The following is a 16,570-nucleotide window of genomic DNA, read 5'->3' on the forward strand; positions in this document are numbered from 1 at the left end:
GACGGTGAGGGCCCGGGGAACCCGGCGATCATCGCCTCCGCCCCATCCGCCACCGGGCCCGTCGCCCCCGCCGCGCCGCCCGTTCACCCGAGCGGCGGGGCCCGGCCCGGGCGCGCCCACCGCGAGCACCCGTTCGAGCGGTCCCACCGCTCAGGCTGGTTCCTCGGGTCCCTGGCGTCGGCGGCGGAAGCCGAGCAGCAGCAGGACGGTGAGCGCCGCCGTGGCGACGCCCTCGGCCCAGGCGGCCAGGGTCTTGTCGGCGAACCAGATCGGCTCGTACATGTTCGGCAGCGGTCCGAGGGTCCCGACGTCGACGTAGCGGTAGAGCAGCAGGGCGCCGAGGCCGGAGGCGGCGACCAGCCAGCCGAAGAGGACGGCGGAGCGGCGGCGCCCGAGCAGCAGGAACAGCGCGGCGAGGCTGGCGGCGGCGGCCTCGGCCCGGAACAGCGTGCCCTGGCTGATGCTGTCGCCGATGGCGTCGTACCGGTCGGCGAGCCGGGCGTGGACGGCCGCGTCCACGGCGAGCCCGGCGACGGCCAGCAGGCGCAGGAGGAGTGCGGCGGGCCGCCGGCCCTCGCGGGGGCGGGCGTGGGTGTGGGGGGCCACGGCGGGTCAGCCGACGGTGAGGGTGCCGTGCATGAACGGGTGGATGGTGCAGATGTACGGGTGGTCGCCGCTCTGCTGCGGGGCGGTGAAGGTGGCGCTGGCGCCGGGCTGGATCGTCCCGGTGTCGAAGGACTTGTCGGAGGCCGTCAGGGTGTGGGCGGTGGAGTCCTGGTTCACCACGGTGACGGTCTGGCCGGCCTTCACCGTGAGGGCCGCGGGGGCGAAGGCGAAGTTCTTGATGATGACCTGGAGGGCTCCGGTGCTGCTCTGCGCGGGGCTGCTGGCGACGGCGCCGCTCTGCGCGGGGCTGGTGACCGCGCCCGACGGCGCGCCGTTCGAGGGCGCACCGTTCGAGGTGGTGCCGTTGGACGGGGTGCCGGAGCTGGAGCAGGCCGCGAGGGCGGCGGAGAGCAGCAGCGCGGCGGCTGTCTGGAGGGGCCGGAGGCTGGTCACGGACGGGCTCCGTTCGGGAGGGGTGCGGCGGGCGGGAGCGGCGCGCTTCCCAGCCTCCGCCGCCACGGGCCGGTCGCGGCTACGCCGAGGACGCCGGACAGCCCACCGTTTCATCCGTGCGAGTGAATGCGACGGCCCCGTACCGGCGCCCGGCGCCCGGCGCCCGAGGCCCCGGCGATGCGGGGGAATTGTGGAGGTTCCTCCCCCGCCCGCTGCCGGTCGGCACACCGGGTAGGCGCCCCGGGTACGGCGGGCCGCCCCGGTCCGGCGTGCCGCGATCGCAGGAGGCCGAACCGATGCAGTTGTCCACCGTCCGCCCGGTGCCCGTCACCTTCCCCGACGGCCCGGCGCCCGACGTCCCGGTCGAGGCCGAGCTCCGCTTCGACGCGAGCCTCCCGTACGCGGCCTGCCTGGCGTTCCCGCTGACCCCGTGCCGGTGCACCGGCGACGCCGCCCGGGTGTGCTGGTACTTCAGCCGCGAGCTGCTCAACGAGGGCCGGCTCGGCCCGGTCGGCAGCGGGGACGTGCGGATCCGCCCGGGGGCGGTGGGCGAGGTGCTGATCACCCTCCTGGGGCCGGTCGGCCGGGCCGTGGTGAGCGCCCCGGAGGACCTCGTCACGGCGTTCCTCTCGGACTGCTTCGCGCTGGTGCCCGCCGGGGCGGAGTCCGACCACCTGGACGTCGACGCGGCCGTCGACCGGCTGCTCGCCGCCGACTGAGGGGCTCCCGGTGCTCCTCCGTAGAATCCACGGGCCGATCCCCACCGCCGCTCGCCCGCAGGAGGCCGCGTTGACGTCCCACCCCGGACCAGGTGTGCTCACCCACCTGGAGTCCCTGCTGCACCGGGCCCCCGCCGACCGCGGCGGGGCGCTGTGGCGGTTGCAGGAGGAGGGCCGCCAGCTCGACGCCAACATCGTCCGCCTGCCGGCGAACGCCGAGGTCGCGGCCCATGTGGAGCCGGACCTCGACGTACTGGTCCAGGTGCTCGACGGCAGCGGCCACCTGGAGACGGCCAACGGCCGGCAGCTGCTCTCCCCCGGCTGCACCGCCTGGCTGCCGCACGGCGCGCGGCGGGCGGTCAGCGCGGGTGAGGACGGCCTGGTCTACCTCACCGTCCACCGCCGCCGGCCCGGCCTCACCGTGCGCCCCGGGCCGGCCGGGTAGCCGCGCCCGGCGCCCGGTGCGGCTACCCGGCCTGGCGGGCCGCCCGGCCCCTGGCCCCCGGCCCCGGCCCCGGCCCCCGGCCCCGGCCCCCGGCTCAGCGGGCCGGCAGCGGGAGCCGGGTGGCGGAGGTACCGAGTCCGGTCGGGCCCGTGAGCTCGCGGCCGTGGTGGCGGCGCAGTTCGGCCTCCGAGAAGCGGGCGCTGCGACCGTGCCAGTCCAGGTTGCCGGCCAGAAAGGCCCGCAGGTGGCGGACGTGCTCGTCGACGGCCTCCCGGGCGGCCGCACCGAGCCGGAAGTCCTCGCAGAGGACGGGCAGTTCGGCGGCCACCAGGTGCTCGAACTGGTCCAGCCGGGCGTCCACGAGGTCGGCGACGACGTGCGCCGCCTCCCGGTAGCCGCAGTCGAAGAAGTGCTCCGCGACCAGGGCCGAGTTGTGGAAGTCGCCCTCGAACTCGACCTCCCGCTGGTACGAGTACAGGTCGTTGACCAGGGCGGAGTGGTCGATCGCCGCGAGTTCCACGGCCCGCATCGTGCCGCTGGCCCGGACCTCGGGCGGGAGCGCCCCGCCGCGCAGCAGGCCGGGGACAATGGTGAAGAACTCCCCGCCGACGGTCTGCCGACGCACCTCGAGGAAGTCGACCGGGTCGGGGATCCGGTGGTGGGCCAGGTTGGCGACCTCCGTCACCCAGCCCTCGAACAGGTCCGTCAGGACGCGCCGGACGGTGTCCTGTGCGGCGGACGGCAGTTGCGCGGCGAGCTGGGACCAGAGGTCGGCGAGACCACGCTCCAGCGCGTCCGCGGGGGCGACGGGTGCGGCCGGGTCCGGTGCGGTGAGCGCCAGCAGACGGGCGGCGGCCAGTTTGGCCCCGGCCAGGTCGCGAGACTGCCCGTAGGCGGCGTCGAAGTAGTCGTCGCCGTAGCAGCCCCAGGTGATGAAGCTGACGGCGGCGGCCAGCTGCTCGGCGCCGAGGTCCGGCAGGGTGACGGCGCCCAGCAGTCCGAAGTCGGAGCGGGTGAGGGTCCGTTCGCTCCACACCGGCCGGCCGCCGGCGCGCGGTTCGGGGGCGAGCATGCCCATCCGCTCGGCCCACTCCAGCGACCCCTGCCGGGCCTGCGCCAGGTGCGGGCTGATCCGTACCTCGGCCGGGAGCCGGAGTTCGGGCACCAGGGACGGCCCGGTGCGCCGGTGCGGGACGAAGGAGAAGTTCCGTACGCGCTGCGCGCCGGTCGCGGCCCCCAGCCGCTCGAGGTCCATCGCCGAGGTGCCGAGGCCGCCCAGCGGGAGGCCCGAACCCGCCTTCGGGACAGCACTGTTGACGCCTCCGCCGTTCATGTAGCGGCTCGACCGCAGGTGCCACTCGTGCCCGCCCGACTGCCAGTCCTGCAGCCCCTTGACGTACGCGAGCACCCGGGCCGCCTCCTCCGGGCCGAGGCCGTGATCGGCGAACAGCGGGGGCAGTTCGGTCAGCGCGGTGTCCTCGAACTGCTGGAGCCGGGAGGTCAGCAGGTCGTTGACCCGGTCGGCCGCCTCCTGGGTGGTGATGCCGAGGAAGGTCTCCAACACCAGGACGCCGTTGCTCAGTTCGCCCTCCTCCTCGGTCTCGCGCTGGTAGGAGAACAGGTCGTTGCGCAGGTGCACCGCGTCCGAGAAGGCGTCCCGGAGCACCCGCAGCGGCCGGGTGCCGGCGACCGCCGCCGGGACCTCGGCACCCGCCGCGTGCTCCACCAGCCCGGCGGACCACGGCGCGCCGCCCACCTTGCGGCGCATCTCGATGTACTCGACCGGGTTGGGGATCCGGCCGATGCCGATGTTCGACAGCTCCCAGATCGACTCGTCGAGCAGGTGCCCGGTGCTCAGCGCGAAGCGTTCGCGCCACTCCCGCGAGGTGCCGGGGACGGTGCGCAGCCAGAGGTCGGCGAGGCCCGCCTCGACCGGGTTCTGCGGCTCGGGCATCGAGAAGGGGAGGTTCAGCGGCATGAAGGCGGGCAGCCGGTCCAGATACGCCTTGCCGCCGGCCCGGTCCCGGGTGCGCTTGAAGGTCTCCAGGAAGTGGTCGTCGAAGAAGAACACCCACACGTACCAGTCGGTGATCAGCGAGAGCTCGGGCCCGTCGCAGTCCGGGTGGGTGTAGGCGCACAGCAGCGGGTAGTCGTGGGCGTCGAGGTCCCGCTGCTCCCAGATGCCCGAGCCCTCCAGCATGCCCATCCGCCGGGCCCACTGCCGGGAGTGCTCGCGCGCCTCCTCCAGTCGGGGGTTGAGGCGGGCGGGGTACGGCAGGTAGAAGGCGGGGAGTTCGAAGGGCTGGGGCACGTGGCTGCACGCTTTCTCGCGGGGACGTCCGGCCCCCTGCTCAACGACCCCCGCCGGGCCCGGTCACCGCCGGCGCCCCCGGACCTCGGCACCCGGACCTCGGCACCCGGACCTCGGCGCCCGAAGCTCGGCGCCCGAAGCTCGGCGCCTGCGCAGATTTACTTGACAAGCTCAACCTTTCAGGCCTAGCGTCGTCCCGATTGTTTCAGCTGATGAAAAATTGAGAGTGCAAGCCATCGGGCGCAATCCGCCCCGGGGAGCCGCGAGACCTCACAGCCACGCTCGCGAGCACGCGCACCCACTCTCGTAAGCACTGGAGACAGCCCTCATGACCCCGCTGGACCACGGCGCCGCCGTCACCGCCGAGACCGCCCGCTTCGTCACCGCCGTCCAGGACGCCGACCCGGCCCTGCCGGTGCCCGGCTGCCCCGGCTGGACGCTCGCCGACCTCGTCCGCCACACCGGCAGCGTGCACCGCTGGTTCACCGTCCTGCTCCGGCAGCGGATCCAGCAGCCGCCGCGCAGCCGGGACGTCGACCTGCGACTGCCCGAGGGCGTCGAGCAGTACCCGGCCTGGCTGGCCGAGTCCGCCCGGGAGTCCGCCGCCGCCTTCGCCGAGGGCGACCTCGACGAGCCGATGTGGGCCTGGGGCGCCGACCAGCACGCCCGGTTCTGGGTGCGCCGGATGCTCTTCGAGACCCTGGTCCACCGCGTCGACGCCGAGACCGCGCTCGGCCTGGAGCCGGAGATCGACCCGGCCCTCGCCGCCGACGGCGTGGCCGAGTTCCTGACCAACCTGCCCTTCGCCACCCTCTTCGCCCCCGGGACGGCCGAGCTGCGCGCCGAGAACCGGACCATCCGCTTCACCCGCACCGACGGCGAGGGCGACTGGCTCGTCCGGCTGCGCCCCGACGGCTTCGGCCTGGAGGACTCCGCCCCCGACGGCTCCGGCCCGGCCGCCGACGCCACCGTCCGGGCGGGCGCCGCCGAGCTGCTGCTGCTCCTGTACGGGCGCCTGGACCGCGCCGCCGCCGGGGTCGAGCTCGCCGGGGACGAGGAGCTGCTGGCGCACTGGTTCGCCCACTCGGCGTTCTGAGCCGCGCCGGACACTCGTCCGGACACGTCACCGGCCGGGCCCGTCGGGGCTCGGCCGGTGCTGTCGTTCCACCCCACCGGCACCCCACCCGCACGCCACCGGTACGGGCGGCCGACCTCCCGTCCGCCCGTCCGGCGGTCCGGGCACCGGGGCTCAGTCCGTCGCGGCCAGGGTGCCGTCGAAGGTGGCGGCCGCCAGGCCGAAGGAGAGGGTCATCCCGACGCCCGAGGTGACCGAGATCGCCCGTACGCCCGGGGCCAGGTCGCGCACCAGCAGCGGGCCGCGCGCACTGCTGGCGTAGACGCCCTGCCAGCGCTCCAGGATCCGCAGGTCCGGCACGCCCAGCACCCGGGCGACGGCGGCGATCAGCAGCTCGTAGGTGCGCTCCTCGACGAACGGCGGGGTGGTGGCGTCGTAGTGGTGCGAGTCGCCGACCAGCAGGGTGCCGTCCGGCAGCCGGGTGAACATCACATTGGCGCCGATCCCCAGCAGCTCCGCGCTGTGGCCGAGCACCTCCGAGCGCAGCGGAGCGGCCGACGGCTGGGTGGTGAAGGCGTCGTAACGGAGCATCGAGGTGGCGGTCAGCACCGCCGCGTTGGTGCGGAACCCGGCCGGGGCCTCGGCCCGGGCCATGCTCAGGCGGCAGCGCTCGATCTCGTGCTCCTCGGCGACGTCGGGGAACAGGTAGTCGAGGTCGTGGCCGACACAGACCAGGATCCGGTCGCCCTGCACCGGGCCGCGGGTGGTGTGCACCGCGCCGGACTCGACGCCGGTGACGGCGGTGCCCCACAGCACCCGGCCGCGCGGGTGCTCGGCGACCCAGCGGGCCAGCGCGGGCGCTGCCTCGCGCGGGTTGACCCGCAGGTCGGCGGGGAGCAGCGCGCCGCCGACCAGATTGCCGGCGGCCTCCCCGCCCGCTCGGCCGAGCGCCTCGGCCGTCTGCGCGGCGGTGCGCAACTGGACGGCGTCCTCGCCCCGGTCGGCCCGCAGTTCGGCCAGCACGGCCGCCTCGGTCTCCGACCGGGCCACCACCAGCGCGCCGGCCTCCTCGGCCCAGAAGCCGGCCGCCGCGGCGGCGCGCAGCCAGCCGGAGCGGGAGCGCCGGGCCAGGCCGAGCAGTTCGCCGTCCTGGGCGGTGATGCAGCAGTGGCCGAAGTTGCGGATCGAGGCACCGACCGGCTGTCGGTCGCGCTCCACCACGGTGACGGACAGTCCGTTGCCGAGCGCCTCGAAGGCGTGGGCCAGGCCGACGATGCCGGCGCCGACGATCACCACGTCGCTGCGGCCGGGCGCGCCGGCGGTGTCGTGCGAGGGGGAGACGGCGGGGGTGGTTGCGGATGCGGTGCTGCTGCTCATGGGCCCCAGCCAAGCGGCCGGCGAGCGCCGGAGTCAAGAGATGTATGTACAAGTCACCCCCTGTTCACCCACCGGACGATCTTCGGGGGAACTTGGATGAACAGGAGAATCCGCAGGTGGACCGGCCTTGAGAAGTTCCGGCCCGGGGTGTCATAGTCGACTTGTGAAGACAAGTGAGGAGCTCCCTCTCCACCAACGGCTCGGCGCGGAGTTCCTGCGCCGCATCGAGTCCGGCGAGTGGCCGGAGGGCGAGCCGGTGCCCAGCGAGTCGCAGCTCTGCGCCGAGTTCGGCACCTCCCGCGGCCCGGTCCGCCAGGCCCTGGCCATGCTGCGGAGCACGGGCAGCCTGGTCGGCGGACGCGGCAAACCGCCCGTCGCCCACCGCACCACGCCCTCCCAGCCCTTCGGCACCTTCCTGTCCTTCACCCAGTGGGCCCGCAGCATCGGCCGCGAGCCCGGGCAGCACACCCTGGAGGTGGCCCGCCGCCGGGCCGCCCCGGAGGCGGCCGCCCGGCTCGGGCTCGCCGAGGGCGAGCCGGTGGTCGAACTCGTCCGCCTGCGGCTGCTGGACGGCGTCCCCGCCATGCTCGAACGCTCCACCTTCGTCCACGAGGTCGGCCGGGTCCTGTTCGACTTCGACCCGGACACCGGCTCGGTCTACCAGGAGCTGCTGCGCCGCGAGGTCGACCTGCACCACGCCCGGCACACCATCGACGCCGTCGCCGCCGGGCCGCGCGACGCCGAGCTCCTGCGGATCGCCACCGGGGACCCGCTGCTGCGGGTGCGCCGGCTCACCACCTCCGGCCGGGGCGTGCCGCTGGAGGACGCCGACGACCGCTACCTGCCCGCGATGGCCACCTTCACCATCGAGAACACCGTCGAAGGCCGGACCGTGATCGGCCGCTACCGCACCGAAGAGGACTGAACACCGTGATCGAGCTCGCCGCCCTGGACATGGCCGGTACCACCATCAACGAGTCCGGCGCCGTGTACCGCGCGCTGCGCACCGCCGTCGAACGCAACGGGGTGGCCGTCGCCGAGGCCGACCTCCAGACCTGGATGGGCACCGACAAGCGCGAGGCCATCGCCGCCCTGGTCCGCATCGGCGGCGGCACCCCCACCCCGGAGCTGGTCGAGGAGAGCTACGCGGCCTTCGCGGAGTTCCTGCGCGAGGCCTACCGCACCAACCCCCCGCAGGCCATCGAGGGCGTCGAGGAGGCCCTGGCCGAGCTGCGCCGCCGCGGCATCAAGGTCGCGCTCACCACCGGGTTCAGCGACGACGTCGCCCACCCGCTGCTGGAGTCGCTCGGCTGGTCCACCGGCGAGGGCGGCAACCTGGACGCCGTCGTCACCTCGGACGAGGTCCCGCGCGGCCGCCCGGCCCCGCACATGATCCACCGGGCGATGGAGAAGACCGGGGTGATCGACACCCGCCGGGTGCTGACCGCCGGGGACACCGTGGTCGACGTCGAGGCCGGCCGCAACGCCGGGGCCGGCGTGGTCGTCGGGGTGCTGACCGGGGAGCTCACCCGGGCCGACTTCGACGGGCACCCGCACACCCACGTGCTGGCGAGCGTCACCGAGATCCCCGCCCTGCCCGAGACCTCCCCCACGGCCTGACCCCACGGCCCGCTGCTCCCGCTGCTCCCGCCACCGGATCGCGCCCCGGCGGCGGGAGCAGGTGTCAAGACGGCGAGAGGATCTCGTCAGGGTCCGCCGCCCCCGCCCCCCGGAATGCCGCACCCCCAGCGCCGAGGCGCTAACGTGGGCGGCTTCCGTACCCGCGGTCCACCGAGGAGCAAAGCGCCGTGTCCGACAGCTTCGCGCACCTGCACGTCCACACCGAGTACTCGATGCTGGACGGGGCGGCGAAGAACGGAAAGCTGTTCGCCGAGGCGGAGAGACAGGGCATGCCCGCCATCGCGATGAGCGACCACGGCAACATGTTCGGCGCGTACGAGTTCTTCCACGCCGCCGCCAAGACCGGGGTGAAGCCGATCATCGGCATCGAGGCGTACGTCGCCCCGGCCTCCCGCTTCCTCAAGAAGCAGGTGTTCTGGTCGCCCGGCGGCCAGCGCCCCACCGGCGCCGACGGCGAGGGCGGCAAGGACGTCTCCGGCGGCGGCCGCTACACCCACATGACCATGTGGGCGCAGAACGCCACCGGCCTGCGGAACCTCTTCAAGCTCTCCTCGCTCGCGTCGATGGAGGGCTACTACATGAAGCCCCGGATGGACCGCGAGCTGATCGCCGCCAACGCCACCGGCATCATCGCCACCACCGGCTGCCCCTCCGGCGAGGTGCAGACCAGGCTGCGGCTCGGCCAGTACGACGAGGCGGTCAAGGCCGCCGGCGCCTACCAGGACATCTTCGGCAAGGAGAACTACTTCCTGGAGCTGATGGACCACGGCCTCGACATCGAGAAGGACGTCCGCGAGGACCTGCTGCGCCTGGCCAAGGACCTGAACATCCCGCTGCTGGCCACCAACGACTCCCACTACGTGACGGCCGACCAGGCGGACGCCCACGACAGCCTGCTCTGCGTCGGCGTGGGCAAGAACAAGGACGACCCGAACCGGTTCAAGTTCCAGGGCACCGGCTACTACGTCAAGACCGCCGAGGAGATGCGCGAGCTCTTCCGCGAGCTGCCGGAGGCCTGCGACAACACCCTCGCGATCGCCGAGCGGATCGAGTCGTACGAGGAGGTCTTCACCTACGTCGACCGGATGCCCCAGTTCGACGTGCCCGAGGGCGAGACCCAGGCCTCCTACCTGCGCAAGAAGATCGAGATCGGGCTCAAGCACCGGTACGGCGACAGCCCGAGCCAGGAGGTGCTGGACCGGATCGAGCTGGAGATGGGCGTCATCACCCCGATGGGGTTCGACGCCTACTTCCTCGTGGTCGCCGACATCTGCCAGTACGGGCGGGACAACGGCATCCCGGTCGGCCCCGGCCGTGGCTCGGCGGCGGGCTCGATGGTCGCCTACCTCACCGGCATCACCCAGCTGGACCCGCTGGAGCACGACCTGCTGTTCGAGCGCTTCCTCAACCCCGAGCGCATCAACCCCCCGGACGTCGACATCGACTTCGACGACCGCCAGCGCGACCAGATGGTCCGCTACGTGACCGAGAAGTACGGCGCCGCGTACACGGCCCAGGTGAACACCTTCGGCACCATCAAGGCCAAGGCGGCCGTGAAGGACGCCAACCGCATCCTCGGCTACCCGTTCGCGATGGGCGACCGGATCACCAAGGCGATGCCGCCGGACGTCATGGGCAAGGGCGTGCCGCTGGCCGACCTGTTCGACGAGAAGCACCCCCGGTACAACGAGGGCACCGAGATCCGGGCGCTGTACCAGAACGAGCCCGACGTCAAGAAGATCATCGACACCGGGCGCGGCATCGAGGGCCTGATCCGCGGCACCGGCGTGCACGCCGCGGCCGTCATCCTCTCCTCGACCCCGCTGCTCGACCTGATCCCGCTGCACATGCGGGACAAGGACGGCGTGATCATCACCGGCTTCGACTACCCGTCGTGCGAAGCCATGGGCCTGATCAAGATGGACTTCCTGGGTCTGCGGAACCTGGGCATCATCGACCACTGCATCAAGATCGTGAAGGCCAACCGGGGCATCGACGTCGACATCGAGAAGATCCCGATCGACGACCCCACCACGTACCAGCTGCTCGCCCGCGGCGACACCCTGGGCGTGTTCCAGCTCGACGGCGGCCCCATGCGCGCCCTGCTCAAGCTGATGAAGCCCACCGAGTTCGCCGACATCTCCGCCGTCTCCGCGCTGTACCGGCCCGGCCCGATGGGCATGAACTCGCACACCAACTACGCGCTGCGCAAGAACGCCCAGCAGGAGATCATCCCGATCCACCCCGAGCTGGAGGAGCCGCTCAAGGACGTCCTCGGCCCCACCTACGGCCTGATCGTCTACCAGGAGCAGGTGCAGCGCGCCGCCCAGGTGCTGGCCGGCTACTCGCTCGGACAGGCAGACCTGCTGCGCCGCGCGATGGGCAAGAAGAAGAAGGAGGTGCTGGAGAAGGAGTTCGTCCCCTTCCACGCGGGCTGCAAGGAGCGCGGCTACTCCGACGAGGCGATCCAGGCGGTGTGGGACGTCCTGGTCCCGTTCGCCGGCTACGCGTTCAACAAATCGCACTCCGCCGCGTACGGCCTGGTCTCGTACCAGACCGCCTACCTCAAGGCCAACTACCCGGCCGAGTACATGGCGGCGCTGCTCACCTCGGTCGCCGACGACAAGGACAAGATGGCCGTCTACCTGGCCGAGTGCCGGCAGATGGGCATCAAGATCCTCTCCCCCGACGTCAACGAGTCGGTGGTCGACTTCACCGCCGTCGGCAGCGACGTCCGCTTCGGCCTCAAGGCCGTGCGCAACGTCGGCGTGCCGGTGATCGAGTCCCTGGTCGGGACCCGCGACGAGAAGGGCAAGTACACCTCCTTCGCCGACTTCCTGGACAAGGTCGAGCTGGTGGTCTGCAACAAGCGCACCATCGACTCGCTGATCAAGGCCGGCGCCTTCGACTCCCTCGGGCACACCCGGCTCTCGCTCAGCAGCGTGCACGAGAGCGCCATCGACGCCGTCACCGGGGTGAAGAAGCAGCAGGCCATCGGGCAGGACGACCTGTTCGGCGCCCTGGACGGCGGCGACGGCGCGCCCGCCATCGGGCTGGACTTCCAGCTCACCGAGAACGAGTGGCCCCGACGCCAACTCCTCGCCCTGGAGCGCGAGATGCTCGGCCTGTACGTCTCCAGCCACCCGCTGGACGGCGCCGAGCACATCCTCTCCCAGAACCGCGACACCTCGATCGCCGAACTCCTCGGCTCCGGCCGCTCCGAGGGCGAGGTCCGGCTCTCCGGGCTGATCACCGGCGTGGACCGGCGGATCAACAAGGCGGGCAACGCCTGGGCGATCATCACCCTGTCCGACCGCGACGGCTCGGTCGAGGTGCTGTTCTTCCCGGCCACCTACAACCTGATGGCCGAGCAGATGATCGAGGACAACGTCATCTCGGTCCGCGGCCGCCTCAACGAGCGCGACGGCTCGCTGAGCATCTTCGGCCAGGAGATCACCACCCTGGACGTCTCCTCCGCCGAACTCGGCACCAAGCCGCCCGTCCAGATCACCGTCCCGGCCTCCCGGATCACGCCCGAGGTGGTCGCCGAGCTCAAGCTCGCCCTCCAGGCCCATCCCGGGGACGTCCCGATCCGGCTGCTCACCACCAACTGGGACAAGAACACCCTGTACGAGCTGGGCTTCCGGGTGAACCCCGACAACGGGCTCGCCTCGGACGTCAAGACCCTGCTCGGCAACCGCGCCTGGGCCGGCGCGGCCGTACGCGCCGCCGCGGACCAGCCCGCCGGGCGGTAGGCGCCGCCGGACGGGCCGGGGTCGGGTCGGGGCACTGCGGCGCTCCGACCCGGCCCCGGCCCGCTCCACCCCGACCCTGACCCGCCCCGCCCCTGACCCGCCCCGCCCCGCCCCGGCCCTGACCCTCCCCGCTCGGGGCCCGCCCCGCTCGGGCGGGCGCCTCGTGAATTCCCGTGGTCGCACGAGCCCCAGATGAAAACGGATATCATTATGGCGCGGGCAGTGGATCGTGCCGGTCGACTCCATTGCCAATCCGTATGGACATGACACACATTGGCATCGAAACGGGGAACGCGAATGCGCATGGACACAGCGGGAGTCGGGATGCCGGTGGACGCGAGCCTGGCCGGGGCCTGGCTGGAACGCTGGGAGCGCCAGCAGGAGCGGTACGCGGTGGGGCGCGAGGAGCGGTTCACCGTCATGGTCGACGTGGTGGAGCAGGTCGTCGGCCGCCGCGCCCGGCCGCTGATCGCGGACCTCGGCAGCGGTCCCGGCTCGCTCTCCGCGCGGGTCGCCGAACGGCTGCCGCACGCCGAGGTCGTCGCCGTCGACATCGACCCGCTGCTGCTCGCGCTCGGCCGGGCCGGACACCCCCGGGTGACCCGCTGGGTGGAGACCCTGATCGGGCGCCCCAGCTGGATCGAGGACCTCGGGCTCGACCGTCCGCTGGACGCCGTACTCTCCTCCACCGCGCTGCACTACCCGCCGCCGGAGGCACTGCTCGGGATCTACCGCGACCTCGCGGGCGCGCTGGCGCCCGGCGCCGTCCTGGTCAACGGCGACCACCTAATCCCCGAGGAGCCCTCCCTCGCCGAGCTCGCGCTGGCGATCGGCCGGCGCCGCTCCCAGCGCCGGGGCGTCGGCGGCGCCGAGGACTGGTCGCAGTGGTGGGACGCCGCCCGCCGGATCCCGGAGTTCGCCGAACTGCTGGCGGCCCGCGAGCGGCAGCTGCCGCCCAGCGAGGGTGACGGCAACGGCCTGTCCGCCGCCCAGCACGCCGGACTGCTGCGGCTGGCGGGCTTCCGCCAGGCCGGATCCGTCTGGCAGTACGGCGCCAGCTCCGTCCTGGTGGCGGTGCGCTGACCGGAGTTGACCGCGGACCCAACTTCCTGTTGTCACAAACGGATTGAGTGCGTTCGTATTGGCACAGTCTTTGCTATGGCGTGACAGAAATCGCTGTTGATTCAAACTGAAAACAGTTACCGTTTCCCTCGGTCGTCGACCGGCCGGGGCAGCCCGTCGGCGTGCCGTGTGCCCCTCACCCCGGACCACCGACGGGAAGCTGAACGCCATGCGGCCCTCACCGCTGTACCTGGAACCACGGCTGGAGCCACGGCTCCGATCCCTGCTGGACACCACCGACCTCCTGCACACCCTGGTCGACGCGCTCGGGTCACCGCTCAACCTGCTGCTGCCCGAACAGCTCGCCGACAACCTGGCCCGCTTCCGGTCCGTCTACCGCAAGCACCGCCTCACCGGGCGGATCTACTTCGCCCACAAGGCCAACCGCTCCAGCGCCCTGGTCCGGCGGCTCGCCGCCACCGACACCGGGCCGGGCACCGGGCTGGGCACCGGACCGGGCACCAGATCGGGCACCGAACTCGACGCCGGGATCGACGTCGCCTCCCTCGGCGAGCTCCAGCACGCCCTCGGCTCCGGCTGCGCCCCCGGGCGGATCATGGCCACCGGCCCCAAGAACCGCGAGTTCCTCTGGCTGGCCGCCCGAACCGGCGCCACCGTCCACCTGGACTCGTTGGCCGAACTCGACGAGCTGGCGGACCTGGTGCGCAAGCACGCCCTCCCCCGGGTGCCCGTGATGCCCCGGCTCTCCGGCTTCCGCTCGCCCGGCGTCACCGTCCTCACCCGGCCGAGCCACTTCGGCGTCCCGGCCGACGAGCTCGACGAGCTGCTGGACGCCCTCGAACGCCACCGCGACACCGTCGAACTCACCGGTGTCGCCTACCACTTGGACACCACCGGCATCACAGAGAAGGCCGTCGCCCTGGAAGCCTGCATCCGGATCATGGACGACTGCCACCGCCGCGGCCTGCGCCCCCGCACCATCGACATCGGCGGCGGCTTCGGCGTCAACTACCTGGCCGACGCCGCCCAGTGGGAGCGGTACACCACCGAACTGACCGACGCCGTCCTGGGCCGGCGGCCCGCGCTCACCTGGCAGGGGCACGGCTACGGGCTGCGCAACGAGTCCGGCACCCTGCGCGGCGCCCTGGGCCTGTACCCGGCGCACCGCCCGGTGGCCGCCGAGGCCTACCTGGACGAACTGCTCTCCCACCCCGCGCCCACCCTCGGCCGGCCGCTGGCCACCCTGCTGCTGGAGAACATGTACGACCTGGCCGTCGAACCCGGCCGGGCGCTGGTCGACCAGTGCGGCGCCACCCTCGCCCGCGTCCTGGAGGTGCGGCGGGGGCCGGACGGCCCGGACGGCCCCCGGCTGGTGCGGCTGGAGATGAACGCCCGGGACGCCGGGCTGGAGGACCACGGGGTGCTGATGGACCCGGTGCTGATCCCCCGCTCCGGCGGGCCCGCTCCGGCGGACGGCTCGGGAAGCCCGGTGGGCGTCCACCTGCTCGGCAACCTCTGCCTGGAGGCGGACCTGATCACCCGTCGGGTGGTCCACCTCCCCCGCCTCCCCGCCCCCGGCGACCTGCTCGCCTTCGCCAACACCGCGGGCTACCTGATGGATTTCAACGCCGGCGGACCGATCCGGCAGCCCGTCGCGCGCAAGGTCGCCGCCTACCGGCAGGACGGCACCTGGCACTGGCGCCTCGACGAGCAGTACTGGCCCCTCGACGCCACGGGGGCCGCGACACCCCAGGGGGACGGACGGGCATGAGGTACGACAGCATCACCGACGCGATCGGCGACACCCCGCTGGTCCGGATCGACCCGGCCGTGACCGGCCTGCGCAACATCGACCTGTACGCCAAGCTCGAACTGCTCAACCCCTTCGGCTCGGTCAAGGACCGCGCCGCCTGGAACATGACCCGTGAGGCGCTCCCCGCCGCCGTCGCCCGCGGCGACACCGTCGTGGAACTCTCCAGCGGCAACACCGCCAAGGCGCTCGCGCTGATCGCCGGCATGCACGGACTGCCGTTCAAGAGCGTCACCAACCGGATGAAGGTCCCCGAGATCAAGGACCTCCTGCTGCTGCTCGGCGCCGAGATCGAGGAGCTGCCCGGCCGGGCCGAGTGCCTCGACCCCACCGACACCGACGACCCGCTCACCCGCATCCACCGGATGCTCTCCACGGCCGGATCCGGCTATCTGCACACCGACCAGTACTTCAACCCGCTCAACCTCGACGCCCACCTCACCGGCACCGGGCCGGAGATCGTCCGCGACCTCGACGGCCGCGCCCCGGACGTCTTCATCGCCTGCGTCGGCACCGCCGGCTCCTCCACCGGCGTGGCGACCGTGCTGCGCGCCCACAACCCGGCGGTCGAGGTGCTCGGACTGGTCGCCCACAAGTCCGACTTCATCCCCGGCATCCGCACCATCGACGAGGTGCACGAGGTCGGCCTGTTCGACCCCGACACCTACGACAGCATCGCGTCGGTGACCGCCGAGCAGGCCATCGACGGGATGCTCACCCTGGTCCGCCGCTGCGGCCTGCTGGCCGGCCCGACCGGCGGCGGCGCCTACTACGGCGCGCTGCGCCACCTCCGCGCCCTGGACGCCGAGTTGGCGGACACCGAGGAGCGCCGGGCGGCCGTGTTCATCGTCTGCGACCGGGTCGAGAGCTACCTCGGCTACGTCCGCGACCGCCGCCCCGAACTGTTCGACCGGCCCGCCCGGCCGAACTCGGTGGGCACCCTGACCGAGGCCGAACTGGCCGCCGCCCGGGCCGTCGACGTGGACACCGCCCGCAAGTGGATCGCCGAGGAGCACCCGTTGGTGATCGACCTGCGCGGCCCCTTCGCCTACGCCGCGCTGCACATCGAGGGCTCGGTCAACATCGTCGACGAGCTGTTCGACGAACTCCTGCACGGCGGCCTGCCGTTCGGCATCCGCCAGCCCGTCCTGCTGGCCTGTCCGGTCGGCGAGAAGTCGGTCCGGTACGCCGCGCTGCTCACCCGGATGGGGCACCAGGACGCCCGCAGCCTGGCGGGCGGCATCATCGGCTGGCGCGACGCGGGCGCGCCGCTGGTCCGGGACTGAGCGGAGGCC

The 16,570-nt window shown here is 72.9% G+C and carries 13 protein-coding genes; 9 read left to right on the top strand and 4 right to left on the bottom strand.

Annotated elements, in window-relative coordinates; all coding sequences use genetic code 11:
• Positions 1 to 150: 150 nt before the first annotated feature.
• Positions 151 to 606, bottom strand: a complete 456-nt coding sequence (locus ACIQWA_RS30025; RefSeq protein WP_402487797.1) for a hypothetical protein — start codon at positions 604 to 606, stop codon at positions 151 to 153.
• Positions 607 to 612: 6 nt separating this feature from the next.
• Positions 613 to 1,059 carry a cupredoxin family copper-binding protein gene (locus ACIQWA_RS30030; protein ID WP_402487799.1) on the bottom strand — a complete coding sequence of 149 codons (447 nt, stop codon included), beginning with the start codon at positions 1,057 to 1,059 and terminating at the stop codon, positions 613 to 615.
• A gap of 296 nt (positions 1,060 to 1,355) precedes the next feature.
• Here ACIQWA_RS30030 and ACIQWA_RS30035 point away from each other — a divergent pair, with 296 nt between their 5' ends.
• Together ACIQWA_RS30035 and ACIQWA_RS30040 are read left to right on the top strand one after the other, a co-directional pair.
• Entirely contained in the window at positions 1,356 to 1,778 is a 423-nt protein-coding gene (locus ACIQWA_RS30035; RefSeq protein ID WP_360236869.1) for an SsgA family sporulation/cell division regulator, read from the top strand.
• A gap of 70 nt (positions 1,779 to 1,848) precedes the next feature.
• Positions 1,849 to 2,223, top strand: a complete 375-nt coding sequence (locus tag ACIQWA_RS30040; protein ID WP_402487801.1) for a cupin domain-containing protein — start codon at positions 1,849 to 1,851, stop codon at positions 2,221 to 2,223.
• Between the two features lie 94 nt (positions 2,224 to 2,317).
• Here the strand turns inward: ACIQWA_RS30040 and ACIQWA_RS30045 are convergent, their stop codons facing one another.
• Positions 2,318 to 4,534, bottom strand: coding sequence for a germacradienol/geosmin synthase (locus ACIQWA_RS30045; RefSeq protein WP_402487803.1), 2,217 nt, complete (start codon positions 4,532 to 4,534; stop codon positions 2,318 to 2,320).
• A 328-nt stretch (positions 4,535 to 4,862) separates the two neighbouring features.
• On the opposite strand from ACIQWA_RS30045, the gene ACIQWA_RS30050 reads away from it, so the two are divergent.
• Positions 4,863 to 5,630 (top strand): maleylpyruvate isomerase family mycothiol-dependent enzyme, encoded by a 768-nt coding sequence (locus tag ACIQWA_RS30050; protein WP_360236878.1) that lies wholly within the window; start codon positions 4,863 to 4,865, stop codon positions 5,628 to 5,630.
• A 153-nt stretch (positions 5,631 to 5,783) separates the two neighbouring features.
• On the opposite strand, the gene ACIQWA_RS30055 is transcribed toward ACIQWA_RS30050, so the two are convergent.
• Positions 5,784 to 6,986, bottom strand: coding sequence for a TIGR03364 family FAD-dependent oxidoreductase (locus tag ACIQWA_RS30055; RefSeq protein ID WP_402487805.1), 1,203 nt, complete (start codon positions 6,984 to 6,986; stop codon positions 5,784 to 5,786).
• Between the two features lie 163 nt (positions 6,987 to 7,149).
• Between ACIQWA_RS30055 and ACIQWA_RS30060 the strand changes: the two genes are divergently transcribed.
• From ACIQWA_RS30060 to ACIQWA_RS30085, 6 genes are all read left to right on the top strand, one after another.
• On the top strand, positions 7,150 to 7,911 hold the full coding sequence (locus ACIQWA_RS30060) for a GntR family transcriptional regulator (RefSeq protein ID WP_402487807.1): 762 nt from the start codon (positions 7,150 to 7,152) through the stop codon (positions 7,909 to 7,911).
• A 5-nt stretch (positions 7,912 to 7,916) separates the two neighbouring features.
• On the top strand, positions 7,917 to 8,606 hold the full coding sequence (locus tag ACIQWA_RS30065) for a phosphonatase-like hydrolase (protein ID WP_402487809.1): 690 nt from the start codon (positions 7,917 to 7,919) through the stop codon (positions 8,604 to 8,606).
• Positions 8,607 to 8,794: 188 nt separating this feature from the next.
• Positions 8,795 to 12,382 (top strand): DNA polymerase III subunit alpha, encoded by a 3,588-nt coding sequence (gene dnaE / locus ACIQWA_RS30070; protein WP_402487810.1) that lies wholly within the window; start codon positions 8,795 to 8,797, stop codon positions 12,380 to 12,382.
• A gap of 303 nt (positions 12,383 to 12,685) precedes the next feature.
• Positions 12,686 to 13,465 (top strand): class I SAM-dependent methyltransferase, encoded by a 780-nt coding sequence (locus tag ACIQWA_RS30075; protein WP_402487812.1) that lies wholly within the window; start codon positions 12,686 to 12,688, stop codon positions 13,463 to 13,465.
• 208 nt (positions 13,466 to 13,673) lie between these two features.
• Entirely contained in the window at positions 13,674 to 15,236 is a 1,563-nt protein-coding gene (locus tag ACIQWA_RS30080) for a Y4yA family PLP-dependent enzyme (protein WP_402487813.1), read from the top strand.
• Positions 15,233 to 16,561, top strand: coding sequence for a pyridoxal-phosphate dependent enzyme (locus ACIQWA_RS30085; protein WP_402487814.1), 1,329 nt, complete (start codon positions 15,233 to 15,235; stop codon positions 16,559 to 16,561). The genes ACIQWA_RS30080 and ACIQWA_RS30085 overlap by 4 nt, the downstream gene beginning before the upstream one ends.
• Positions 16,562 to 16,570 lie beyond the last annotated feature (9 nt).

Source organism: Kitasatospora sp. NPDC098652 (assembly GCF_044760155.1).
GTDB lineage: Bacteria > Actinomycetota > Actinomycetes > Streptomycetales > Streptomycetaceae > Kitasatospora.